The organism is Nocardioides sp. NPDC006303, from assembly GCF_040613175.1.
Taxonomy (GTDB): Bacteria; Actinomycetota; Actinomycetes; order Propionibacteriales; family Nocardioidaceae; genus Nocardioides.
In genome coordinates, this window is the sequence record NZ_JBEXRR010000021.1 from 78979 (window position 1) to 103709 (window position 24731).

The 24731-nt window shown below is 69.3% G+C and carries 18 protein-coding genes; 14 read left to right on the forward strand and 4 right to left on the reverse strand.

The genetic code is table 11. The annotated features are described in order from the left end of the window. Positions 1 to 153: 153 nt before the first annotated feature. Positions 154 to 1668 (forward strand): NAD(P)/FAD-dependent oxidoreductase, encoded by a 1515-nt coding sequence (locus tag ABZY89_RS17190; protein ID WP_355229099.1) that lies wholly within the window; start codon positions 154 to 156, stop codon positions 1666 to 1668. An 84-nt stretch (positions 1669 to 1752) separates the two neighbouring features. Further along, on the forward strand, positions 1753 to 2421 hold the full coding sequence (locus ABZY89_RS17195; RefSeq protein WP_160025880.1) for a TetR/AcrR family transcriptional regulator: 669 nt from the start codon (positions 1753 to 1755) through the stop codon (positions 2419 to 2421). 6 nt (positions 2422 to 2427) lie between these two features. Here the strand turns inward: ABZY89_RS17195 and ABZY89_RS17200 are convergent, their stop codons facing one another. Then, positions 2428 to 3345 carry a LysR family transcriptional regulator gene (locus ABZY89_RS17200; RefSeq protein ID WP_355229101.1) on the reverse strand — a complete coding sequence of 306 codons (918 nt, stop codon included), beginning with the start codon at positions 3343 to 3345 and terminating at the stop codon, positions 2428 to 2430. Between the two features lie 111 nt (positions 3346 to 3456). Here ABZY89_RS17200 and ABZY89_RS17205 point away from each other — a divergent pair, with 111 nt between their 5' ends. Beyond that, the gene (locus ABZY89_RS17205) at positions 3457 to 6870 is read left to right on the forward strand and encodes a bifunctional proline dehydrogenase/L-glutamate gamma-semialdehyde dehydrogenase (protein WP_355229103.1); all 3414 of its coding nucleotides are present in this window, start codon (positions 3457 to 3459) and stop codon (positions 6868 to 6870) included. A 74-nt stretch (positions 6871 to 6944) separates the two neighbouring features. Then, entirely contained in the window at positions 6945 to 7349 is a 405-nt protein-coding gene (locus tag ABZY89_RS17210) for a hypothetical protein (protein WP_355229105.1), read from the forward strand. Between the two features lie 33 nt (positions 7350 to 7382). Here the strand turns inward: ABZY89_RS17210 and ABZY89_RS17215 are convergent, their stop codons facing one another. After that, positions 7383 to 9002 carry a Coagulation factor 5/8 type domain-containing protein gene (locus ABZY89_RS17215; protein WP_355229107.1) on the reverse strand — a complete coding sequence of 540 codons (1620 nt, stop codon included), beginning with the start codon at positions 9000 to 9002 and terminating at the stop codon, positions 7383 to 7385. A gap of 116 nt (positions 9003 to 9118) precedes the next feature. On the opposite strand from ABZY89_RS17215, the gene proC reads away from it, so the two are divergent. Next, a complete protein-coding gene (gene proC / locus ABZY89_RS17220) occupies positions 9119 to 9907 on the forward strand; it encodes a pyrroline-5-carboxylate reductase (RefSeq protein WP_355229109.1) in 789 nt (262 codons plus the stop codon). Positions 9908 to 10036: 129 nt separating this feature from the next. On the opposite strand, the gene ABZY89_RS17225 is transcribed toward proC, so the two are convergent. After that, complete coding sequence (locus ABZY89_RS17225; RefSeq protein ID WP_355229111.1) at positions 10037 to 11185, reverse strand: acyl-CoA dehydrogenase family protein; 1149 nt, start codon at positions 11183 to 11185, stop codon at positions 10037 to 10039. A gap of 133 nt (positions 11186 to 11318) precedes the next feature. Between ABZY89_RS17225 and ABZY89_RS17230 the strand changes: the two genes are divergently transcribed. The 5 genes from ABZY89_RS17230 to ABZY89_RS17250 all read left to right on the forward strand — a co-directional run bounded on the left by ABZY89_RS17230 (position 11319) and on the right by ABZY89_RS17250 (position 17539). Beyond that, positions 11319 to 11912, forward strand: coding sequence for a helix-turn-helix domain-containing protein (locus ABZY89_RS17230; protein ID WP_355229113.1), 594 nt, complete (start codon positions 11319 to 11321; stop codon positions 11910 to 11912). A 53-nt stretch (positions 11913 to 11965) separates the two neighbouring features. Further along, entirely contained in the window at positions 11966 to 13177 is a 1212-nt protein-coding gene (locus tag ABZY89_RS17235) for an acetyl-CoA C-acetyltransferase (protein WP_355229115.1), read from the forward strand. Between the two features lie 17 nt (positions 13178 to 13194). Further along, positions 13195 to 15360, forward strand: a complete 2166-nt coding sequence (locus ABZY89_RS17240; protein ID WP_355229117.1) for a 3-hydroxyacyl-CoA dehydrogenase NAD-binding domain-containing protein — start codon at positions 13195 to 13197, stop codon at positions 15358 to 15360. Between the two features lie 154 nt (positions 15361 to 15514). Continuing rightward, the gene (locus ABZY89_RS17245) at positions 15515 to 16945 is read left to right on the forward strand and encodes a DUF4232 domain-containing protein (protein ID WP_355229125.1); all 1431 of its coding nucleotides are present in this window, start codon (positions 15515 to 15517) and stop codon (positions 16943 to 16945) included. Between the two features lie 72 nt (positions 16946 to 17017). After that, on the forward strand, positions 17018 to 17539 hold the full coding sequence (locus ABZY89_RS17250; protein WP_355229119.1) for an SPFH domain-containing protein: 522 nt from the start codon (positions 17018 to 17020) through the stop codon (positions 17537 to 17539). Between the two features lie 32 nt (positions 17540 to 17571). Here the strand turns inward: ABZY89_RS17250 and ABZY89_RS17255 are convergent, their stop codons facing one another. Further along, positions 17572 to 20322: a M4 family metallopeptidase gene (locus ABZY89_RS17255; RefSeq protein WP_355229121.1), complete on the reverse strand. Its 2751-nt coding sequence runs from the start codon at positions 20320 to 20322 to the stop codon at positions 17572 to 17574. 257 nt (positions 20323 to 20579) lie between these two features. Here ABZY89_RS17255 and ABZY89_RS17260 point away from each other — a divergent pair, with 257 nt between their 5' ends. From ABZY89_RS17260 to ABZY89_RS17275, 4 genes are read left to right on the forward strand one after another with little or no spacing between them, the layout of a single operon-like run. Continuing rightward, positions 20580 to 21116 (forward strand): PadR family transcriptional regulator, encoded by a 537-nt coding sequence (locus ABZY89_RS17260; protein WP_141802250.1) that lies wholly within the window; start codon positions 20580 to 20582, stop codon positions 21114 to 21116. Next, the gene (locus ABZY89_RS17265) at positions 21113 to 21253 is read left to right on the forward strand and encodes a hypothetical protein (protein ID WP_355229122.1); all 141 of its coding nucleotides are present in this window, start codon (positions 21113 to 21115) and stop codon (positions 21251 to 21253) included. Before ABZY89_RS17260 ends, ABZY89_RS17265 begins: the two co-directional genes overlap by 4 nt. Beyond that, a complete protein-coding gene (locus ABZY89_RS17270) occupies positions 21246 to 21968 on the forward strand; it encodes an ABC transporter ATP-binding protein (protein WP_355229123.1) in 723 nt (240 codons plus the stop codon). The genes ABZY89_RS17265 and ABZY89_RS17270 overlap by 8 nt, the downstream gene beginning before the upstream one ends. Further along, positions 21965 to 24637 carry an ABC transporter permease gene (locus ABZY89_RS17275; RefSeq protein ID WP_355229124.1) on the forward strand — a complete coding sequence of 891 codons (2673 nt, stop codon included), beginning with the start codon at positions 21965 to 21967 and terminating at the stop codon, positions 24635 to 24637. The genes ABZY89_RS17270 and ABZY89_RS17275 overlap by 4 nt, the downstream gene beginning before the upstream one ends. Positions 24638 to 24731 lie beyond the last annotated feature (94 nt).

Here is a 24731-nt window from a genome sequence, read left to right on the forward strand (position 1 = left end):
CTGCAGATCGCAGCGTAGTGACTGCAAGCACGGTTGTGGCGCCCGGGTGGCGATTGTTTGCGTGCCGTTGATCAGCGGTGGAGATCCAAAATGCTTGCAAAAGTTTGCGGGACAGGGTGTCGCAAACACGTACTCCCGGGTAACCTGGCCCGCATGCATGTCGACGTACTGATCATCGGTGCCGGCGTCTCCGGCATCGGAGCGGCCGCACAGCTCCGTGAGCGCCTTCCTGGAAAGACGCTCGCGATCCTCGAGCAGCGTGATGCCAGTGGCGGCACGTGGGACCTCTTCCGCTATCCGGGCATCCGGTCCGACTCCGACATGTTCACCTTCGCCTTCAAGTGGCGGCCGTGGGAGAGCGCGCAGGCCCTCGCCGACGGTCACCAGATCCGTGACTACCTGCGCCAGACGGCGAAGGACTACGGCGTCGACAAGCTGATCCACTACGGCCACAAGGTCACCGGTGCCGCGTGGAGCACCGAGGACAAGCAGTGGACGGTCTCCGTCGAGACCTCCGACGGGCCGACCGAGATCACCGCCGGCTTCCTGTGGAACTGCTCGGGCTACTACGACTACGCCAACGGCTACCAGCCGGAGTTCGCCGGTCTCGACGACTACGAGGGCACCTTCGTCCACCCGCAGCACTGGCCCGAGGACCTCGACTACGCGGGCAAGAAGGTCGTCATCATCGGCTCGGGCGCGACCGCCGTCACCCTCCTGCCCAACCTGGCAGGCGAGGGCAGCGACCGGGCCGAGAAGGTGACGATGTTGCAGCGCACGCCGACGTACATCCTCTCCCGCCCGGGTCAGGACGCGATCGCCTCGCTGCTGAAGACGGCGCCGTTCAAGCTGCTCGGCAAGCTGCCCTTCAAGCGCGTGCGCGAGAAGATCGGCCACGGGGCCGTTCGCTGGGAGAACATCGCCCTCACCGTCGGGACCTACCAGATCGCCCGACGAGCCCCCGGCGTCGTCAAGAAGGTCATCCGCGACCAGTGGATCAACGGCCTCACCGCCCGCGGCGGCCGTCCCGGCATGACCAAGGACGAGGCGATCGCGTACGTCGACAAGCACTTCAACCCGCCCTACAACCCGTGGGACCAGCGCATCTGCTTCGTCCCTGACGGCGACATGATGAAGTCGATCCGCGAGGGGTACGCCGCGGTGGTGACCGACCGGATCAAGACGTTCGTGCCGAAGGGCATCGAGCTCGAGTCGGGCGAGACGCTCGAGGCCGACATCGTCATCTCCGCCACCGGCCTCAACCTCAGGCTCTTCGGCGGCCTCGACTACACCGTCGACGGTGAGCCGGTCAGCCTGCCCGAGCAGATGGCCTACAAGGGCCTGATGATCACCGGGATCCCGAACTTCGCCTACACCATCGGCTACACCAACGCCTCCTGGACGCTCAAGGCCGACCTGGTCACCGACTACGTGATCCGGCTGCTCGACTTCATGGGGGAGAACGGCTATGACGTCGCCGCGGTCACCCGCGACCCGAGCGTCGAGGAGCGGCCGTTCATGGACCTGGCCTCCGGTTACATCCAGCGCTCGCTGGACCTCATGCCGAAGGCCGGCGACCGGGCGCCGTGGACCGCGAAGCAGAACTATCTCGTGGACATGAAGGCGCTCGGGTCTCCGGTCGCCGACGGCGTGATCCGGTTCGCCTGAGGTGTCCTCGGCGCCGGGTCTGTGATTACTGTGACAAGCGTTCCGGTCCCGGCGTGAAGTACGTGGGACTACGATGGTCCCACCATGGATGGCAGGGCAGTTCGCTGGAAGCGTCACAACGACGACCGACGAAAGCGCATCGTCGATGCCGCGATCGGTCTGATCGAGACCGACGGCGTCAACGTCAGCCTGCAGGCGATCGGCCAGGCCGCGGGACTCTCCCGCTCGGTGGTCTACCGCCATTTCGCCGACCGGCGTGAGCTCGACCTCGCCATCCAGGCCGACATCCTCGACGGTCTCTGGGCCAAGCTCTTCCCGGCGATGGAGCTGACCGGATCGATCCGGCAGATCATCTCCCGCACCGTGGGGGCGTACGTCAACTGGGCGCTCGAGCACCCGCTCCTGCACCAGGTGGCCGATGTCGACACCGCGCCGAACGGCACCGGTCCGCTGCAGCAGGGCCTCGACCGGATCGCGGAGCGGATCAAGGAGCTGATCCTGGCCGCGTTCGAGCTGACCGGCGTGGAGGTCTCCGAGATCGACAAGAAGGCCGTCGACCCGCTGATCTACGGCCTGATCGGAATGGTCTTCGGTGCCGTACGCCGCTGGGTCCACCTCGGCGAGGGCATCCCCGACGCCGAGCATCTGACCTCGGTCGTCACCGAGGCCGTCCTGGCCATGATCGACACCCGCACGACGGCGTACGGGCTCTCGATCGACCACGACCAGCCGCTCGAGGAGCTCCTCGGCTGATCGAGCTCAGCCGGGCAGGGTCAGGTCCGCCGGTACGACGCGACCCAGCGCGGCACGGCACGCGATGATCCCCGGGGAGTCGGCGATCGCGGTCCGGGTCGCGGTGAAGACCGTACGCCGTGGCGAACCCGGCAGATCGATGAGCCGCACGGCCGTCCGATGGCGTACGCGCATCAGGTCGGAGAGGAGGGCGACGGCGTTGCCGGACTCGACGAGCGCGACGTGGGCCTCGACGTCGTCGGTCTCGTAGCGGACCTCGGGCTCGAAGCCTGCCCGGCGGCACTGCTCCTCGATCCAGTGGCGCGACGCCGTGCCCGGCGGCTCCATCGCCCACGGGACGCGGCCGGCTTCGGCCAGCGAGGTGATGCCGTCCCAGATCTCTCCGGAGCCTTCGGGCGGGACCGCGAGCCGGAGCCGGTCGGTGGTCAGCGGCTGCCGGTCGAGACCGTCGAAGTGTGGTGCGCCGTGGTCGGGATAGTGCTCGGCGACCACCAGGTCGAGCTCGCGCAGGGCGAGGTCGTTGAGCGCCTGTTCCGGCGCGCGTTGGGAGAGCATGACCCGCAATCGCGGATGGCGCCGGGTCAGGTCGGCGAGAGCCTGCGGCATATAGGCGAGAGCCACGGACTGGAAGACGGCGACCCGGACGGTGCCGGCGGTCTCGTCGCCGAGCGAGGTGACCGCCGCCTCGGCCGCCTCGAGCCGCGCCAGGATCTCGGTCGTGTGCTCGACGAGGACCTCGGCCGCCGCAGTGAGCTGGACCCGCCGGCCGGCCTTGCGCAGCAGCGGCACGCCGACCTCCCGCTCGAGCTGGCCGAGCTGCTGGGAGACCGATGACGGGCTCTGATGGAGGGCCTCGGCGACCTCGGCCAGGGTCCCGCGCGCGGCGAGCTCGGCGAGCAGTCGGAGGCGGCGGACGTCGAGCATCAAGATCCTTCGGTCGAAGCGGAGCCCGAGACAGATAGTTCAGTTTCTCTTACGAATGATCTCCAGGAAACATCGCTTTATCTTACGTGACTCTGGTCGCATACTCGCACTATGACCACCAATGACGCGCTCATCTCCGAGGTCGACCACCTCGTTCGCGGCTGGCTGGCGAAGGCTTCGACCAAGCCCGCCGCCCCGGCCGCCCAGCGCCTCGCCGATGTCCTCAAGGATCCCGCCGGACTCGACTTCACCGTCGGCTTCGTCGACCGGGTGATCCGGCCAGAGGACGTACGCGTGGCCGCGGCGAGCCTCCGTGAGCTGGCCGGCAACGTACCGTCGTTCCTGCCCTGGCACCTGAAGCTGGGCGTGAAGCTCGGCGCGCTGATGTCGCTGGTCGCGCCGTGGTTCGTCATTCCGGTGGCGCGCCGTGCGCTGCGGCAGATGGTGGGTCACCTACTGATCGACGCCTCCGACGCTCGGCTCGGCCAGCAGATCGAGCGGATTCGCGAGCGCGGCGTGAACCTCAACATCAACCTCCTCGGCGAGGCCGTCCTCGGGCAGAAGGAGGCCGACCGGCGTCTGGCCGGGATCCGCAAGCTGCTCGCGCGCGACGACGTCGACTACGTCTCGGTGAAGGTCTCCTCGCCGGTCGCGCCGCACGCGGTCTGGGCGTACGACGAAGCGGTGGCGCACGTGGTCGAGCGGCTCCTCCCGCTCTACACCTACGCGGCGACGTCCTCGGCCGCCGGGACGAAGAAGTTCATCAACCTGGACATGGAGGAGTACCGCGACCTCGACATGACCATCGACGTCTTCACGCGGCTCCTCGACCGGCCCGAGCTGGCCGACCTGGAGGCGGGCATCGTCCTGCAGGCCTACCTGCCCGACGCCATGTCGGCGATGATGCGGCTCCAGGATTGGTCGGCTGCTCGGCGTGCGCGAGGGGGCGCGGCGATCAAGGTGCGACTGGTCAAGGGCGCCAACCTGCCGATGGAGCACGTCGAGGCGTCGCTGCACGGCTGGCCGGTCGCGACCTGGTCGACCAAGCAGGACTCCGACACCAACTACAAGCGGGTGCTGTCCTGGGCGCTGACGCCCGAGCGGATGGCCAACGTGCGCGTCGGCGTCGCCGGTCACAACCTGTTCGATGTGGCGTACGCCTGGATCCTGGCTGGTCAGCGCGGGGTTCGCGACTCGGTCGAGTTCGAGATGCTGCTGGGTATGGCCGAGGGCCAGGCCGAGGCGGTCCGCCAGACCGTGGGCGGCCTGCTGCTCTACGTGCCGGTCGTGCACCCGAAGGACTTCGACGTCGCGATCGCCTACCTCGTGCGTCGCCTCGAGGAGGGTGCGAGCACCGAGAACTTCATGTCGGCCGTCTTCGACCTCAACTCCTCCGAGGCACTCTACAAGCGCGAGAAGGAGCGGTTCGTACGCTCCCTCGCGGCTGTCGACGAGTCCGTGCCGGCGCCCAACCGGATCCAGGACCGCCGCTCGCCGATCGCGGACGACGTCCAGACCATGTTCGAGAACACCCCCGACACCGACCCGCACCTGCCCGGCAACCGGGAGTGGGGCAAGGCGATCATCGCCCGGGTGGGCTCCTCGACGCTGGGCGACCAGCTCGTCGCCGACCACACGCTGACCTCGGTGGAGGCAGTGGAGTCGGTGCTCGAGGGTGCCGTCGGCGCCCAGGCCGACTGGGGTCGCAAGACCGGCGCCGAGCGGGCCGCCGTGCTGCGGGCCGCCGCGGTCGAGGTCGAGCGGCGCCGGGCCGAGTGGCTCGAGGTCGGTGCCTCCGAATGTGGCAAGACGCTCGACCAGGGTGATCCCGAGGTCTCCGAGGCGATCGACTTCCTCAACTACTACGCGGGCCTGGCGGAGGAGCTCGACACGGTCGACGGCGCCCGCGCGGTGCCGGTGCGGCTGACGCTCGTCACCCCGCCGTGGAACTTCCCGCTGGCCATCCCGACCGGTGGTGTCGCGGCGGCGCTCGCGGCCGGGTCGGCCGTGGTGATCAAGCCGGCTCCGCAGGCGCAGCGCTGCGGCTCGGTGCTGGTCGAGACGCTGTGGGCCGCGGGGGTGCCGAAGGAGGTGCTCCGACTGGTCCACGTGCCGGAGAACGAGGTCGGTCGCGCGCTGATCGCCTCGCCGCTGGTCGACCGGCTGGTGCTGACCGGCGCGTTCGACACGGCCGAGCTGTTCCGCTCGTTCCGCCCGGACCTGCCGCTGCTGGCCGAGACCTCCGGCAAGAACTCGCTGGTGGTCACGCCGGACGCCGACCTCGACCTGGCCGTCAAGGACCTCGTCTACTCCGCCTTCGGCCACGCCGGGCAGAAGTGCTCGGCCGCGTCGCTGGGCATCCTGGTCGGCTCGGTCGCGACCTCGCGCCGCTTCCGCGACCAGCTGATCGACGCGGTGACCTCGCTTCGCGTGGGCTATCCGACGGACCCGACGGTTCAGGTCGGCCCGGTCATCGAGCCCGCCTCCGGCAAGCTGCTCAAGGCACTGACGACGCTCGCCCCGGGCGAGACGTGGCTCGTGAAGCCGCGCCAGCTCGATGACACCGGCCGGCTCTGGTCGCCAGGTGTGAAGACCGGAGTCAAGCGTGGCTCCGAGTTCCACCTGACCGAGTACTTCGGTCCCGTCCTCGGCCTGATCTCGGCCTCCTCGCTCGACGAGGCTCTCGAGATCCAGAACGAGGTGGACTACGGCCTCACCGCCGGCATCCACAGCCTCGACCGCGCCGAGATCTCGCACTGGCTCGACTCCGTCGAGGCGGGCAACGCCTACGTCAACCGCGGCATCACCGGCGCGATCGTGCGCCGTCAGCCGTTCGGCGGCTGGAAGAAGTCGGCAGTGGGCGCCGGGACGAAGGCCGGCGGGCCCAACTACCTGGTCGGCCTCAGCGACTGGGTGTCGGCTCCCGCCACCGAGCTCGCGACGCCGGCTCCTGCCGTACGGTCGCTCGTCGACTGGGCCGCCCGGCTGCAGCTGGACGAGATCGAGCTGCTCAAGCGCGGGGCCGGATCGGACGCTCTCGCCTGGGAGCGCGAGTTCGGTGCCGCCCGGGACGTCTCGCGACTGACCGCCGAGGTCAACGTGCTGCGCTACTCGCCGGTGCCGGTGACGATTCGGTACGAAGGTGGGCCACTCGTTCACCTCCTGCGGGTCCTCGCCGCCGGTGTCGCTGCGGGCGCTCCGGTGACGGTATCCGTCGCCACGGCGCTCGATGAGGAGACCGCCTCGCTGGTGCGCGCGACCGGTGCGACGTACGTCGTCGAGGACGAGGCTGCGTGGGCGGCGTTCCTCTCCGGTCCGCACGCGCCCAGCCGCGTACGTCTCCTGGGTGGGTCTCGCGAAACCTTCGCCGAGGCGAGCCAGGGGCGCGTCGATGTTGCGCTCTACGCCCAGCCCGTCGTCGAGGCCGGCCGGGTCGAGCTGCTCACCTTCCTGCACGAGCAGGCCGTCTCGATCACCGCCCACCGCTTCGGCTCCCCGACCCCGCTGGTGGAGAACCTCTTCTGAAGTGAAGCCTCGACGGGGTCGACCAGCAGTGGTCGACCCCGTCGAGCTCCTGCGCGTTCTCCTACAGTGGTGCGATGACCTCGACCGCGCGGACTACAGCGCGCATCCTGCTGGGCGTGATCATGGTGGGCGCCGGAGTGGCGCACCTGACCACCCAGCGACAAGAGTTCCGAGCGCAGGTGCCCGACTGGTTCCCGGTCGATGAGGACCTGACGGTGGTCGGCTCGGGCGTCGTCGAGATCGGGCTCGGGCTGGCGTTCGTCCTGCTGCCGAGCAAGCGCCGACTCGTCGGAGCGCTGCTTGCCGCGTTCTTCGTGGCGATCTTCCCCGGCAACATCGCGCAATATGTAGAAGGCGTCGACGCGTTCGGTCTCGACACAGACAGCAAGCGGCTGGTCCGGCTGTTCTTCCAGCCCGTGCTCGTCGTCTGGGCCCTGTTCGGCGGCGGCTGGCTGAGACGTACGAGAAACGACGACTGAACCGCCACCCTCGCGGAGTCAGAACGAGCCGACTCAGTCGGCGGCGGCCTGAGCCCCCGCCCACGTACGCAGGTAGGACTCCGAGCCGCGGACGATGTCGTCGATGACGTCCTGTCCGCCGGTGAGGCGGAGGTCCTCGAGGTAGTCGGGGATCATTCCGTAGTGGGCGACGCCGTCGGTGTTGTAGTCCCAGACCCGCTGGCCGGTGACCTGCCGATCGACGACGGAGCCGCCGTCGAAGGTCTGGAACGGGTAGGTGACGCGCGTCTTCGCCGGGCCAGGCGTACCGCCGAAGCCGTTCATGTCGAAGCCGAACCCGATGCCGGCGCCGTAGCGGTCGCGGACGGGTGCGGTGCGGGCGTACTCGGCCAGGAACTGGTCGGTGCTGTGACCGTAGATCGTCGAGAAGCCGCCGAGCGCGTAGAGCCGGTCGAGGTAGCGCTCGTCCATCCAGGAGTGGCTGGCGAGGGCGCCGGGGTAGTCGGTCTCCTCGAGGATGTCGAGGGTGCGACCGGCGGCCTTGGCGCTCATGTGGTCGACCTCGACCATCATGCCGCGCTTGATCAGCCCGCGCAGGGCGTATTCGCCGAGGGCGGAGAGGCCGTGGGGGTTGCAGACGGTGCCCTCCGGATAGATCGGCGGCTGCGGCAGCCAAGCGAGCTCGGCGGGACGGTCGACCAGGCGTGGGTTGTTGTCGTGCGGCTGGCCGGGGTCGCAGGCCTTCGGCGTCCAGAACGTCCCGGTGGTGAGGAACTGCCCGGCGTTGATCAGCAGCCCGGTGGTGCCCTTGTCGTAGCGGACCCCGCACAGTGCGTTGTCGAACTTGTGGCACAGGAACATCGACGAGACCCCGAGCGACTTCAGCTCGTCGAGCCCCGCGTCGATGTTGGCGCGGGTGCACGAGGGCAGCCGCAGCTTCTGGGAGCAGCCGAACGGCTCAGAGGTCTCCATGCCGAGCACGACGGCGAGCTTGCCGTCCTCGATCACCTCGCGCGCCTGCTCGGCGTCGGTGACGATCCGGTACCACCCGCGACCCTCGCCGCCGTACTGCGCGTCGATGAAGGCCTGGGTGTCGTACGCATCCCGGGCCTGCCTCCGCACCGCGGTCATCTCGTCGCAGGACTGGTGGGTGCCGGGGTTGATCGCGCACAGCGCCTTGTTGCTGGTCAGCTGCACCACCAGGATCCGCTGTCCGCCGCGCCAGGCGCGCTCGACCCAGCGGTAGTACATCTGCTGGTGGGTCAGCGAGTCGTAGGCCGGCCAGTCGGCGAACGACGGCCAGCCGGTGGTGTCGTGGAACCCCAGCGGGCTGCCCGAGCGGGTCAGGTTCTCCAGCAGCGCGGTCTCCCCGGCGATCCCGTGGGACGGGCAGTCCTTGAGCGCGTCCGCGATCCCCGCGGCCGACCACGCCTTCCCGCAGACGGCCGCGCCACCGATCCCGTCCTGCATGAACATGTGGCTGTGGGCGTCGATCAGCCCCTGCACCGTGCCGTCCGGAGCGGTCCCGGTGAACGGCTCGCCGGTCACGTTGACCTCGGACTCAGGCGACGGCAGCCGCCGCTCCACGTCATCGCCCGACGCTGGCGGACCCACCATCGCCACGGTCACCGCAAGGGCGATCACAGCAAGCAGGGACGTACCTCTGATGCGCATGCGGCCTCCCGATGACCAGCGGCATATTTACTGCTATGGGTATCGCAACCTAGCAGTTGCTTGGGCCGTTTGGGGCCGTATCTCCGCAGGTCGTCCGCTCTGACAGACTGACGAGCATGACGATCGCGATCATCGGTGCAGGCAACATGGGTGGGGCTGTCCTCGCCGGACTTCTCGAGGCCGGTCACGCTCCCGAGAGCGTCATCGTCGTGGAGGCGCGCGAGGAACAGGCCGCCGCGCTCCGCGAGAAGCACGGGATCCGTACGCTGCCGGCCACCGAGGCCGTGGCCGAGGCCGACGTGGTGGTGCTGGGCGTGAAGCCCTACGGCGTGGTGCCGGTGCTGGAGTCGATCGCGTCGTCACTGAGGCAGGGGGCCACGGTGGTGTCGCTGGCCGCCGGCGTCCCGACCTCCGCGATGGAGCCCGCCGTGCCGGACGGCGTCTCGGTCGTGCGGGTCATGCCCAACACGCCTGCCCTGGTCGGCGAGGGTATGTCCGCGGTCGCCGGTGGCGCGAAGGCGACGGCAGAAGCCATCGAGGCCGCGGCTGACCTGATGGGTGCCGTCGGCAAGGTCGTCACGGTCCCCGAGTCGCAGATCGACGCCGTCACCGCGATCAGCGGCTCCGGCCCGGCGTACGTCTTCATGGTCGCCGAGGCCTGGATCGAGGCGGGTGTTCACCTGGGTCTGACCAGGGACGACGCGACCACGCTCGTCATCCAGACGCTGTCCGGGTCCGCGGAGCTCCTCAAGAGCGGGACCCACCCCGCGATCCTCCGCGAGCAGGTCACCTCCCCGGGCGGCACGACCGCCGCTGCGCTCGGCGCGCTGGAGCAGAACGGCCTGCGGGCGGCCTTCCTCGAGGCCACCCGCGCCGCCTACGTACGCAGCCGAGAACTCTCCTAAAACGCTGGTCGAGCCGCCGGAGCCGCTAGGCGGAGGCGTGTCGAGACCAACACAGTCTTATCGGCGCTCGATGGGACCGTGTTGGTCTCGACACCGCTCGCTGGCGCTCGCGGGCTCGACCGGCGGGGGTTACAGCCCGAGGTGGCGGCTGATGATCAGCTTCTGGACCTCGGTGGTGCCGCCGTAGATGGTCTGGATGCGGCTGTCGACGAATGCCTTGGCGATCGGGTACTCCATCATGTAGCCGTAGCCGCCGTGGATCTGGACGCCCTGGTCGACGAACTTCTTCTGCAGCTCGGTGGTCCACCACTTCGCCATGCTGGCCAGGACGGTGTCGGCGGTGCCGGCGTTGAGCTGGGTGACGGCGTCGTTGAGGAAGAGGCGGGCGAGGTAGGCCTCGGTGGCCATCTCGGCGAGCGTGAACGCGGTGTTCTGGAAGCGGCCGATGGGGCGGCCGAAGGCCTCGCGGGTGCGGGCGTAGTCGAGCGAGAGCTCGAGGACCTGCTCGACCGCGGCGACCGCGATCGAGGCGACCGAGATGCGCTCCTGCGGCAGCAGGGTCATCAGCGAGACGAAGCCGGAGCCCTCCTCGCCGAGCAGGTTCTCCTTCGGCACGACCACGTCGGTGAAGGAGAGCTCGGCGGTGTCCTGCGCCTTCATACCGACCTTGTCGAGGTTGCGGCCGCGCTCGAAGCCCTCCATGCCGCGCTCGACCACGAGCAGCGAGATGCCGTGGGCACCGGCGTCGGGGTTGGTCTTGGCGACCACGATGACGAGGTCGGCGTTGATGCCGTTGGAGATGAACGTCTTCGAGCCGTTGAGGAGGTAGTGGTCACCCTTGTCGACCGCGGTGGTGCGTACGCCCTGGAGGTCCGAGCCGGCGCCCGGCTCGGTCATCGCGACGGCGGTGATGATGTCGCCGGAGACGCAGCCCGGCAGCCACCGGGCCTTCTGCTCCGGGGTGCCGAGGTGGGAGATGTAGGGGACGATGATGTCGGTGTGGACGAAGAAGCCGGGCCCGCTGGCGCCGATCTTCGCCATCTCCTCGTGAAGGACCGAGTTGAACCGGAAGTCCTTGATGCCGGGGCCGCCGTACTCCTCCTCGACGTCGAAGCAGAGCAGTCCGGTGTCGCCGGCCTTCTTCCACAGCTCGCGGGGGACGATGCCGTCCTTCTCCCACTGGTCGTGGAAGGGCACGACCTCCTTCTCGAAGAAGGCCTTCGCGGTGGCACGGAAGTCCTCGTGCTCAGCTTCGTAGATGGTGGGCTTCTCGGGCATGACACTCCTTCGTAGACAGTCGCACTCATCGTGCCTCACGTCTGTGACGCAGACCGCATTCTCGGGTGGCAACGGAGCAACTGTGACAGTAACACTGGCGAAGTCGCAACCGTTTGGTCTACGGTCCCTGACTATGACGGAGACGACCGAGGAACTGATGACGATCGATGAGCTGTCGACCGCCACGGGGTTGTCGGTGCGTACGACGCGCTACTACGCGAGCCTCGGGTTGATCCCGTCGCCGATCCGCCGCGGCCGGGTGGCCTACTACGGTCCAGAGCATCGCGCTCGCCTGGATCTGGTCACCGCGCTCCAGGAGCACGGGTTCACGCTGCAGGCCATCGAGCGCTACCTCGGACGGCTCCCCGCCGACATCACGCGGGAGGATCTCGCGATGCAGCGCGCCATGATCACCTCCTGGGCCACCGAGCCGACCGAGGACATCCAGGCCCGGATCGGGCGTGAGCTGATCGCGCTGGGCCTGCCCCGTGACGCGCTGGCGGCGGCGTACGCAGCGACCTCACGCCTCATGGCGGACCTCGCGGCCGAGCTCAACACGATCCTGCGCGACCAGGTGGTCGACCCGTTCCGGCGCACCCACCACAGCCCCGAGGAGGCCAAGCACCTCGAGGAGGTGCTCCCGCGGCTGCGCCAGCTGACCACCGAGGCCATCGTGGTGAGCTTCCAGGACGCGGTGAATCGGACGATCTCCCGCAATCTCTCGTGAAGGTTTGGGCCACACCCTGTTGACTGTGACAGTTTTAGTGTCACAATCGGCGCATGGCTGAAGCATTCATCTATGACCACCTGCGCACGCCGCGCGGGAAGGGTAAGAAGACCGGAGCGCTCCACGAGGTCAAGCCGATCGACCTGGTGGTCGGCCTGATCGACGAGGCGCGCAAGCGGAACCCCAACCTCGACCCCGAGCGGATCGACGACGTCGTCCTCGGTGTCGTCACCCCTGTCGGCGAGCAGGGCGGTGACATCGCCAAGACCGCCGCCATCAAGGCCGGTCTCCCCGAGACGACCGCCGGGGTGCAGCTCAACCGCTTCTGCGCCTCCGGCCTGGAGGCCGTGAACCAGGCCGCCTCCCGCGTACGCGGCGGGTTCGAGGACCTCATCCTCGCCGGTGGTGTCGAGTCGATGAGCAAGGCGCCCATGGGCAGCGACGGCGGCGCCTGGGCGCAGGACCCCGACACCGCGCTCAAGACCGGCTTCGTCCCGCAGGGCATCGGCGCCGACCTGATCGCCACCCTCGAGGGCTTCAGCCGCGCTGACGTCGACCGCTACGCCGCTCAGTCCCACGCCCGGGCGGCCGCCGCCTGGGAGAACGGCTACTTCAAGGACGCCGTGATCCCGGTCGTCGACCAGGCCGGTCTGACCGTGCTCGACCACGACGAGCTGATCCGCCCCGGCACCACCGCCGAGACCCTGGCCGGCCTCAAGCCGTCCTTCCTCCAGCAGGGCCAGGAGGCCGGCTTCGACGACGTCGCGCTGGCCAAGTACCACTGGGTCGAGAAGATCGACCACGTCCACCACGCCGGAAACTCCTCTGGCATCGTCGACGGCTCCGCGCTGATGCTGATCGGCTCCGAGGAGGCGGGCAAGGCCAACGGGCTCACCCCGCGTGCCCGGATCATCTCGGCCGCCGTCTCCGGCGCCGACCCGACGATCATGCTCACCGGCCCCGCCCCGGCCTCGCGCAAGGCGCTGGCCAAGGCCGGTCTCACCGTCGACGACATCGACCTGTTCGAGATCAACGAGGCGTTCGCCGCCGTCGCGATGCGGTTCATGAAGGACATGGGCATCGACGAGTCGGTCACCAACGTCAACGGCGGCGCGATCGCCATGGGTCACCCGCTGGGCGCGACCGGTGCCATCATCCTCGGCACCCTGGTCGACGAGCTCGAGCGTCAGGGCAAGCAGCGCGGTCTCGCCACGCTGTGCGTCGGTGGCGGCATGGGTATCGCCACGATCGTCGAGCTGGTCTGAGAGAGGTTTGCGAAGAGATGACTGAGTCTGCCGTTAAGTACGACCGCGATGCCGACGGCATCGTCACCCTGACCCTGGACGACCCGAACCAGTCGGCCAACACCATGAACGAGCTGTACAAGACCTCGATGGCGGAGGCCGTCGAGAAGCTGTACGCCGAGGCCGACGGTGTCACCGGCGTCGTGATCGCCTCCGCGAAGAAGACCTTCTTCGCCGGCGGCGACCTCAAGAACATGATCCAGGTGCGACCCGAGAACGGTGCCCAGGTCTTCGAGGAGGTCGAGTCGATCAAGGCGACCCTCCGCAAGCTGGAGACCTTCCCCAAGCCGGTCGTCGCGGCGATCAACGGCGCCGCCCTCGGTGGCGGTCTGGAGATCGCGCTGGCCGCCCAGCACCGCATCGCGCTGGACGCCCGCTACGACATCGGCCTGCCCGAGGTCTCCCTCGGTCTGCTCCCGGGCGGCGGTGGCGTCACCCGCGTCGTACGCCTCCTGGGCATCATGACCGGGCTGATGGACGTGCTCGGTCAGGGCACCAAGTTCAAGCCGGCCGCCGCGAAGGAGAAGGGACTGGTCGACGAGCTCGTCTCCTCCCCCGATGAGCTCGTTCCCGCCGCGAAGGCGTGGATCAAGGCCAACCCCGACGAGATCGCCCAGCCGTGGGACAAGCCGGGCTACAAGATGCCCGGTGGCAAGCCGACCTCGCCGGCGCTCGCGGGCTTCCTGCCCGCGTTCCCGCCGATCCTGCGCAAGCAGCTCAAGCAGTCCGACATGCGCGCGCCGAAGGCGATCCTGTCGGCCGCGGTCGAGGGTGCGATGGTCGACTTCGACACCGCGACCCGGATCGAGTCGCGCTACTTCACCACGCTGGTCACCGGCCAGCAGTCGAAGAACATGATCCAGGCGTTCTTCTTCGACCTCGGCGCCATCGGTGCCGGCACGCTGCGTCCTGACGGTGTCGAGAAGTTCAAGGCGACCAAGGTCGGCGTGCTCGGTGCCGGGATGATGGGTGCGGGCATCGCGTACTCCTTCGCCCGGGCCGGTGCCGAGGTCGTCCTCAAGGACGTCGCCATCGAGTCGGCCGAGAAGGGGAAGGCGTACACCGCCAAGCTCAACGAGAAGGCGGTCTCGCGCGGCAAGTTGACCCAGGAGAAGGCCGACGAGATCCTCAACCGGATCACCGCGACCGTCGCACCGGAGGACTTCGCCGGCGTGGACGTCGTCGTCGAGGCGGTCTTCGAGGACGTCGCGCTGAAGCAGAAGGTCTTCAGCGAGATCGCCCCGTTCGTCAACGAGGACGCGGTGCTCTGCTCCAACACCTCGACGCTGCCGATCACCGAGCTCGCCAAGGGCATCGACCGCCCGGCCGACTTCATCGGCCTGCACTTCTTCTCGCCCGTCGACAAGATGCCGCTGGTCGAGATCATCAGGGGCGCCGAGACGAACGACGTCGCGCTGGCCAAGGCGTACGACGTCGTCCAGCAGATCAAGAAGACCCCGATCGTCGTCAACGACAGCCGCGGCTTCTACACCTCGCGCGTCATCGGCACCCAGATCCAGGAGGGTCTGGAGTTGCTCGCCGAGGGCTTCGCGCCCTACTCGCTCGAGCGTGCCGCGACTCAGGCCGGGTTCCCGGTCGGGCCGCTGCAGATCGCCGACGAGCTCAACCACGAGCTCATGGTCAAGATCGCTCGTACGACCCGCGAGGCTGCCGGCGTCGAGGAGCTGACCACCACGGAGAAGGTGCTCAACCCGCTCATCGAGGCGGGTCGCTCCGGCAAGCTCAAGGGTGCCGGTTTCTACGACTACACCGACGGCAAGCGCGGCTCGATCTGGGCCGACCTCGGCAGCGTGTTCCCGGTCGCCGAGAAGCAGATCCCGATCAAGGACGCCGAGGAGCGGATGCTCTTCATCGAGGCCCTGGAGACGGCGAAGTGCTTCGAGGAGGGGGTCATCACCTCCGCCGCGCACGCCAACATCGGCTCCATCTTCGGCATCGGCTTCCCGCCGCAGACCGGTGGTGCGGCCCAGTTCATCACCGGCTACGAGGCCGCTGACGGCTCGATCGGCATCGAGGCGTTCCTGGCTCGTGCCGACGAGCTGGCGGAGACGTACGGCGAGCGGTTCCGCCCGACGCAGTACCTCCGCGACCTCGCGGCGAAGGGTGAAGGCTTCCCGGTGTGACCAGCCCGGCCTGACCCACGCTCATCCACGGCAATGTGGTGAACCGGCACGGATCCTGTGAAGGAACCGTGCCGGTTCGCTATTTGCGGGGGTGGTCAGGCTTCGCCCGTGCGAGTCTTTGCCTTCGCAGAGGTCGAGGAGGACGTACGTGACGATGCCGGGGAGCACACGAAGGCGCGAGTTTCGGGTGGGGATCGTGGTCGTCGGGCTCGTCCTGCTGGGACTGGTCGTCGGCGCGGTTGCGATGCTCTGGCACTGGCGCAGTGAGTCGGCAGCCGGGACCGCGTCGCTGGAGACGACATCGACGTTCCTCGAGCTCTCCGACCGCCCGAAGTCCGTTCCCGGTGTACGCACGGTGCTGGCTGTCGACGAGTCCCGGCGCATTCCTGGCGAGGACTTCGGTGAGGCGGACAGCTGGGAGCACTCGGTCCGTGTCGAGGTGACCCTGGAGGACGACCTGTCCGGCGCCGAGGCGGCCGAGGCCGGCCGTGAGGTGCTCAGGTTGCTGGAGCCGGAGATCGCTCGGCTAGTGCCTGATGCACCCGCTGATCGGATCAGCACAGCGTTCGCGTTGGGCTCGACCGAGAGCTCGGTGGGTGCGAGTGGGCTGGACCCGGTCGACGCCGTGGCCGACGCGCTCGCCGATGCCGTCGCGCTGCGCGAGGCTGGTGCCACATCGGTGTCGTTGAGCGTCTCCGGCGAGCGGGCTGGCAGCCCTGCCAAGGCCGACGTGCAGGCGCCGAAGGACGCGCTGGTCGAGGTCGCCACGGTCGCACGCAGCTCGCAGCGCCCGGTGGACCTGCGGGGCGGCGAGGCCTGGTACCGGTCGAACGAGCTCCCCGATCCGGCCGCAGTCAGGCTGGTGGTGGACGCCTCCGAGCACGCGTCGGTGACCTCCGCTCAGCTGTCGGCTCCCTTCGAACCGCTGATCGTCCTGGTCGAGGCCGCCGAGGGCGACGGCGTGATCGACGAGGTCAGCCGGTGGCTCACCACCTACGACGGCTATCCCGGGCGTTCGGGGAAGCCGCTGGCGTACACGATCCAAGGCACGCGCGGTGGCGAGGTCGAGGGATGGGTCGGCGGCAAGAACCCACCGCCGGCGACGATGCCGCCGTTCGGCGATGCCGAGCCCTGGCCCGCCGACCCGACGGCCCCGTCGTGCCGGATGCAGGATCTCGAGGTCACCTTCGGCGGACACGATGCCGCCGCGGGTTCGCGGCAGGCGTGGATCCGGGCGCGGAACGCCGGCGGGCAGGCGTGTGCGATCGAAGGCGTGCCCGCGGTCGAGTTCCTGAACGCCGAAGGCGCTGCGCAGACCGGTGTGACCGTCAAGCCGTACGAGCCGTCGATGGTGCCCGCACGCGTCGTCGTCCCCGCCGGGAAGTCGGTGACGGCCGTGATCGACTGGCAGGCGATGTCCACCGCGAACGATCCCGACGTCACCACCGATCTCCGGGTGACCGCGCTACCGTGCGGCAAACCGGTCACCATCCCGGTCAGCTGGCCGGGCGCGCCGAGCAATCTCGACATCCTCGATGGGGCCGAGGTGCGGATCAGTCCTTGGGCCCAGGGCACATCCGGCTGACGTACCCAGGAGAGGACGAATGGGTGGCAGAGCCCATTCGGAATGGGGCGGGGGCCGAGAAGACTCGGAGCCATGGGGGAGATGGCGACGGTTCTGGTGATCGCGGCGATCGCGGTCGGCCTCGTGGTGGCCTCGTTGCTGCGGCGGGCGCGCCGTGGTGAGTGTCTGGTGGTGACCAGGCACCGGCGGGTCGTCCGGATCGCCTCCGACGCGATGACGCTGGCGATCCCGGGCTTCCACGAGGTGCTCGAGTGGCCGACCGGACAGATCGAGATCGCGATCGTCGTCCGGACCCGGACGGCCGACGGCCGGGACGTACGCGTCCTCGCCACCTTCTTGGTCGAGGTCGACCCACCTCGGGTCGGTGCGGCGTACATCGACCCGCGCGCCGTCCTGCACACGGCGCTGGAGCGCCGGGTCGCCGACGCGGTCCGCGCGCGGCCCGCGGCGCGGCTGACCGATGAGCGTGACGGGCTCGTGGCCGCCATCGAGGGCATCCGGATCGATGGTCTCGCCGCCGGTGTGGTGACCGATGTGGTCATCGACGAGGTCGATCTGCTGTTGCATCCCGGCCGGCCCGGCGATGACGGCTGAGCGCCGCCATCGCCGGGCAGGGTCGGGTCGGCTCAGCGAATGGTGCTGGTGGCCGCTGAGGTCGCCGTCTTGGTGTAGTAACCGGCCTTGCGACCGGTCACCCGGACGCGGATGCGGTCACCGCGGTCGACGGACCGCAGGCGGTACGTCTTCCCCGTGGCGCCCGAGATGGGTACACCGTTGCGCAGCCACTGGTAGGAGTACGTGATCCCCGACGGCTTCCAGGTGCCGCGGTAGGCGGTGAGCAGGTAGCCGACCCTGCGGGTGCCGCCGATGGTCGGGGTGACCGCGGTGAGATAGCCGGCCGCGATCCTCGCGGTCGCGCCGCTCGACCTGACTCCCGGGTTGGCGGCGGGCCAGGACGAGGCGTACGCCGTCACCCGGACCCGGATCTCCTTGGTGTGGTCGGAGCCGGTGAGCTTGTACGTCGAGGCAGTGGCGCCCGAGATGGCGACGCCGTTGCGCAGCCACTGGTACTTCACCGTCGTGGCGGTCGGGCTCCAGGAGCCCTTCGTCGCGGTCAGGGTGTAGCCGACCCGTGCGGTGCCGCTGATCGTCGGCGGTGCGGTGCTGGCGATCGTCTGCGGGTTGCAGGTGTAGAGCTCGAGCTCGTCGACGTACCAGCCGAGGAACGAGTACTCGCTGCCGCCACGTACGACCCACTGGAACTGGACGGTCTTGCCGGCGAAGGAGGACAGGTCGACGCGAGAGCTGATCCACCCGTTGGAGTCGCCGCCGAAGCCGGTCAACGGCTTGTCGGGGTTGTTGAGGAACAGCTTCTGCTTCGGCCCGTTCACCCAGGCCGAGGACGGGATGGCGGTCGCGACCCCGTTGACCAGCAGGCGAGCCTCCCCGCCGTCGTAGTACTCCGGCGCCGGATAACCCGGGATGTTGCCGGTGTACCAGTCGAAGAGATACCAGTGGCTGAACCGCAGATAGGTCCGCTTCCCGGCCGGCACCTTGATGCCGGCCGTCGTCAGGCCGCTGGACGTCGGGTCGCCGTCCTTCGCCGGATCGGGGTTCTTGCCGAAGTCGGAGCCGTTGCCGTCGCGGTCGTTGGCGGGGATGCCCAGCGCCACGTCGGGCGCCTGGGTCCACAGGACACCGCGGCTGAGCGACGGGTTCGCCATCCCGGCCTTGCCGGTGCTCCCGGCCGGGCAGGTGTTCGGTGCCTCCGCGGGCCGGGTCGCGCCCGCCTTGGTGGGCGACTTGGCCAGCTCGGTCGCGTCGGTGGCGAGGTTGACCTGCGCGCAGTCGTCCAGGGTGAAGCCGGCGGTGCCGGCGGCCACCAGCGCGGAACAGCCGTTGGCCAGCGTACGGCGCAGGTCTACGTACTGACTTCCGGAGACGAGGTGCTGGATCGCGTAGAGATACAGCGTCGCGGTCTTCTGCAGGGTCGCGTCGTCGCCGTCGATGCCGGTGACGGTGCGACCGTTGAAGGTGCCGCCCTGGGAGATCAGGTACGCCGTCTTGTTGCCGACGCCGCTGTTGGTGTGCACCCCGCCGCCGTCGGCGTAGTAGGTGAGGTCGTCGGCATCCCACAGCGAGCTGGTCATCCGGTCGGGCTGGTCATGCGTCGTCGGGTTGGCGAGATCGCGGATCGCGCCGAAGGAGGAGTCCTCGCCGACACGCCAGTCGTTCGGGGAGTCGCCGGGAGTCGCGTAGCGGTGGTCGACGATCTCGCCCATGATGTCGGCCATCGACTCGTTGATGGCGCCCGACTCGTACCAGTAGAACAGGTTTGAGCTGTTCTCGATCACACCGTGGGTCAGCTCGTGACCGACGATGTCATCGACCACCAGGCCCTGGCCGAGGTAGATCTGCTCACCATTCCAGAACGCGTTGTCCATCGGGCACGGTGGCGTGTAGCCCGGCTCTGTCGGCTCGCAGTAGCGGGTCGTGGCGGTGACCGCCTTGCCGGTGGCGCCGCCGGACCAGCCGATCTCGTCGGTCAGGTCCAGCCCGAGGGAGGCGTAGAAGTCGGAGGTCGCGCCGAGCATGTCGTACGCCCTGTCGACGTCGGCGATCCCAGAGGGCGCATCGCCCTCGCGCCGCTTGACCGTGGTGCTCGTGTCCGCGCAGCCGGTCGCCATGGCGCGGACGTTGGCGTTGTCGCAGATGCGACGGTTGGCGTGGGCGATCTCGTTGACGTGCATGAGTACGCCGCCTGTGCCGGCGTGAACGAGCACGGTCTCACGGATGGTGGAGCCGTTGGTCACCGAGAACCGGAAGACGCTGGTCTCGCCGATCTCCGGTCCACGGACGAGGTCGTGGTCGTAGAGCCAGGTGCCCTCGTCGCTCACGGTGAGGCCGGTGGCCCCGCGGTTGGACTTGGCGACCACGGCCTTGGCCGCTGCCTTGGCCTTCGCGCGCATGGACTCGTCCGGCTGCGTGACCTCGGTGACGGTGGCGTCGGAGAGGTTGGTGGCCGCGGAGGTGAGGCCGCGGTCCTCGTCCAGCCCGATGACCACCTCGCCGCCGAGGACCGGGAGGTCTGCGACGTACTGCTCGAACCTGGTCACCGACCCACCGCCGACGGCCTTGCTGGTCGTCGTCTCGCGCAGGTCGGTCTCGTCGGTGCCCAACGCCTTGCCGGCGCGGTCGAGCTGGGTCCTGGCCGCCTTGGCGGGCTTGACGGTGGCGCCCAGCGGCTCGGCGCCCTCGGACATCGAACCGATGAAGTCGGCCGTGCCTTCGGTGGTGCGATGGATGGTCAGCGGAACGCCGGCGCGGTCCTTGTAGGTCGCGATCGGGTCGGGTTCGGCAGCGGCGGGCGGGGTCATCGGAATCACGCTGAGCCCGCCGAGGGCAAGTGCAGTCGCAGTCAGGGCGACGACGCGTCTACGAGGTGACACTTCGACTCCTTCGGGAGTGGGAGCGGCCCGGAGGAGGTTCACGGGCCGACAAGACCGCCGGCCCGAACCAGCGGGCAGAAGTCTCCCAGGCAGTCGTGGGTGTCGTCTCCCTCAATTCGGCGTCTTGCCGAGGTGTGCATACTCGGTATATACATACTCAGTAAGTAATCAAGGGAGGTGATCGAGTGTCCGTGAAACACGCACTGCTGGCGCTGCTGGAGAAGCCGCGCTACGGCTACGAGCTGCGCGCCGAGTTCGAGCAGCGCACCGGGGCTAGCTGGCCGCTGAACGTCGGGCAGGTCTATACGACCCTGTCGCGACTCGAGCGTGACGGCCTCGTCGAGGCTGGAGGGACCGACGCGGAGGGACGGTCCCTCTACCAGCTCACCGAGGCCGGCAAGGTCGAGGTGAAGGGGTGGTTCGACACCCCGGTGGAGCGTACGCAGCCACAGCGCGACGAGCTCGCGATCAAGCTCGCGGTGGCGGTCGCGGTGCCGAGCGTGGATGTCGGCAAGGTCGTCCAGCAGCAGCGCAACGCGACGATGCAGGCGCTGCAGGGGTACCGCCGCCAGTCGCGATCCGGAGCCGGTGACGACCTCGCCGGCGGGCTGGTCCTCGATCGACTGATCTTCGCGGCCGAGGCCGAGATCCGCTGGCTCGACCACTGCGAGTCCCGGCTCCGCCGGGCGGCCTCCACGAGCACCGCTCCGGAGCCCCGATGAATGCCGCCCTCGCCCACGACCTGCGCCGCCTGAGCCACGACAGCGATCGCTGGCTCGCCGACGCCCGCGAGCGGCTCAGCCGCCGCGTCCACGCCAAGCCCGTCAACACCTCGACCAAGGAGTCCACCGATGAGTGAACCCGTCCTCCGGCTCACCGACGTGAGCCGCGTCCACGGCACCGGCGCCGCCGAGGTGCACGCCCTGCGCGGCGTCAGCCTCGCTGCGTACGCCGGTGAGCTGGTGGCCATCATGGGGCCGAGCGGCTCCGGGAAGTCGTCGCTGCTGACCATCGCCGGCGGTCTCGACTCGCCGAGCTCGGGCTCCGTCGAGGTCGACGGCCAGGATCTCGGTGAGGCCGGGGTCAGCGGGCGCGCCAAGCTGCGGCGTACGTCGATCGGCTATGTCTTCCAGGACTTCAACCTGATCCCGGCGCTGACCGCCGCCGAGAACGTCGCGCTGCCGCTCGAGCTCGACGGTGCTGGTCGACGCTCGGCGCGGGCTGCGGCGAGGACGGCGCTCGAGGAGGTCGGGCTCGACGGCTTCGCCGACCGGTTTCCCGACGAGATGTCCGGTGGGCAGCGGCAGCGGATCGCGATCGCCCGTGCGATCGTCGGCGATCGTCGTCTGATCCTGGCCGACGAGCCGACCGGGGCCCTCGACACCGAGACCGGCGAGGACATCCTCAAGCTGATCCGGGCGCGCTGCGACGCGGGCGCGGCCGGGGTGCTCGTCACCCACGAGCCGCGGTACGCCAGCTGGGCCGACCGGGTGATCTACGTGCGCGACGGGCTCGTCGTCGACGAGGCCGGCGAGACGCCGAACCTGGCACTCGTGGACGAGGTCGAGGCATGAGCGGGAGGCTCGCCGGCTGGCGACTCGCCCTCCGCATCGGGCAACGGGAGGCCCGGCGGGCGAAGTGGCGCAGCCTGCTGGTCATCTTGATGATCGCGCTGCCGGTGGCGGGCGTGACCGCGGTCGCGGTGACGTACCAGACCTATGACGTCGACACCGTGGAAGGCCTCGACCGCCGGCTCGGCACCGAGGCCGCGGCGAGCATCGACGTGCAGGGCTCCGCTGTCGTGCGGCAGGGCATCGACCCCGACAACGCCTCCGAATGGCTCGACGAGTCCGACGCCGACCCGCTCGACGCGGCCGGGGTGAAGGCCGTCATCGGGGACCGCCCGCTGCTGGTGGCCGAGGACCGGACCTTCGACGTACGCACCGACAAGGGGGTCACCTGGGCCAGCGGCCTGGAGACCGATCTGAACGACCCGCTCGCCGCCGGGCTGACCCGGCTGACCGAGGGGCGTCTCCCGCAGGGGCCGGACGAGGTCGTGGTCAACTCCAACCTCGCGTTCCGGGGGCCGGGCGTCGGTGAGGAGCTGCTGATCCCGAACGGCGAGATCGATGAGACACGCAAGGTCGTCGGGATCGTCGAGTCGGCGAACGTACGCAACGACCCCTTCATCGCCGGAGTGGACCTTCCGGTGGACTACACCAGCGACCGTTCGACCTGGCTGGTCGGCGGCGGGCCGGTGACCTGGTCCGACATCGAGGACCTGAACGCTGCGGGTGCCTTCGTGCTCTCGCGCTCGGTCGTCATGGACCCGCCGGCGGCGGCCCGCGCAGCGGACAAGGAGATCCGTCCGCCCATGGGCGCCCCGGATCCGTCCGAGCTCGTGGTCCTGGTCCTCATCGTGGTCATGGTGATCCTCGAGGTCGTCCTGCTGGCTGGGCCGGCGTTCGCGGTCGCGGCCCGGCGCCAAGCGCGCGACCTGGCTCTGATCGCGGCCTCGGGAGGGACGGCTCGACAGTCCCGGCGCGTCCTGCTCGGGATGGCGATCGTCATCGGTGCGGTGGCGGCCGTCGTCGGTGCGGCCCTCGGGGTCGGGCTGGCGCGGCTGCTCCAGCCGCTCGCCCAGGATCAGGTCTCGGCCTGGTTCGGCCCGTTCGAGGTGCCGTGGCTGCAGGTCCTCGCGGTCGCCGTCTTCGGCTTCGCGGCCGCGATCTGCGCGGCGATCGTGCCGGCCTGGATCGCCTCGCGACAGAACGTCGTCGGCGTACTGTCCGGGCGGCGGTCCGAGGCCCTGCCTTCGCGGCGCTCGCCGATCATCGGCCTCGTGCTGGTGGTGGCGGGAGTCGGATCGGCGGCGTTCGGCACCCGGAACGCGCTCAGCGGGATCCCGATCGCTCTCGGCGTACTGCTCTGTGTCGCCGGGGTGCTGTTCATCCTCCCCGCCCTCGTGTCCGCGGCCGCGCGGTTCAGCGCCCGGATGCCGCTGGTGATCCGGTTCGCGACCCGCGACGCCGATCGGCACCGCACCCGGACGGTGCCGGCTGCCGGTGCGATCGCGGTGACGGTGGTCGGGGTCGTCACGCTCGGGATCGCGTTCAGCAGCGACCAGGAGCAGAACCAGGAGAGCTACCTGCCCTCCTTCACTATCGGCGACGCCGTGGTGCAGCCGCGACACAGCGCCACCGAGAGCGACGTCGACCCGGACGAGACGCGAGCGCGGTGGCAGAACATCGCCGCGCAGGTCGAGAAGGCCATCCCGGGAGCGACGGCAGCACTCACGACCGGCGCGACATCGGAGGCCGACGGACGGTACGTCGCCGTCGAGACCGGTGACGGTGAGGCGATCCCGCTCGACACCACCATCGGTGAGTTCGGCGACCTCGTCGTCGCTGGCGCAGACGGGACGCTTCCGCCGGCGGTGGCGCGATCGCTCTCCGAGCGGGATGCCACCACGGCGGCAGAGACCCTGAGGTCCTCGGGTGCGGTGGTGTTCACCACCGACGGCGAGCTCCGGTCCTCGAAGTCCGCGCACCTCGTGATCAAGGAGTGGTCCGAGGAGGAGCAGACGGATCGCGACGCCGTCACCGTCGACGTGCCGGCCACCTACCTCGACGTCGGTGACCGTGCCGCGCCTGCGTACGCGGTCGTGTCGCCGGCGATGGTGAAGGAGCTCGGTGTCGAACCGCAGGTCCTGGGCCTCTACATCGAGGACGCCCGGATCAGCGCCGCCGCCGAGACGGACCTCGACGAGGCCCTGGCCGCCGGGCAGTTCCCCACGACGATCCTGATCGAGCGGGGCTATCAGGAGACGGACACCGCTGTGATCGTCTGGCTGCTCCTGGTCACCTTGGGGGCCGTGCTGATGATCGGTGGCGCGCTGACCGCGACCCATCTGGCGCTCAACGACGCCCGTCCCGACCTGGCCACCCTGTCGGCGGTCGGAGCCAGGACGCGTACGCGACGCGGGGTCGCTGCCTCGTACGCCCTGGTCGTGACGCTCCTCGGGGCGGTCCCGGGAGCTCTCATCGGGTTCGTTCCTGGGATCGCGATCAGCTTTCCGATCACCACCGAGGGCTGGCCCGAGCGCGACAGCGTCGCCGCGCACTACCTCGAGATCCCGTGGGACCTCGTCGGCATCGTGGTCGTCGGGCTTCCCCTGCTGATCGCGCTCATCGTCGCGGTCACCACCCGCGGGCGCCTGCCCATGGTGGCCCGCGTCGAATAGCCCGCCGAATCCTCAGTTGTGGGCGACGAAACTCGCCCTGGAGTCCTTCGACCCGCCGACGGCACGAGCGCTCTACCGCGCGTTGGGCGAGGGC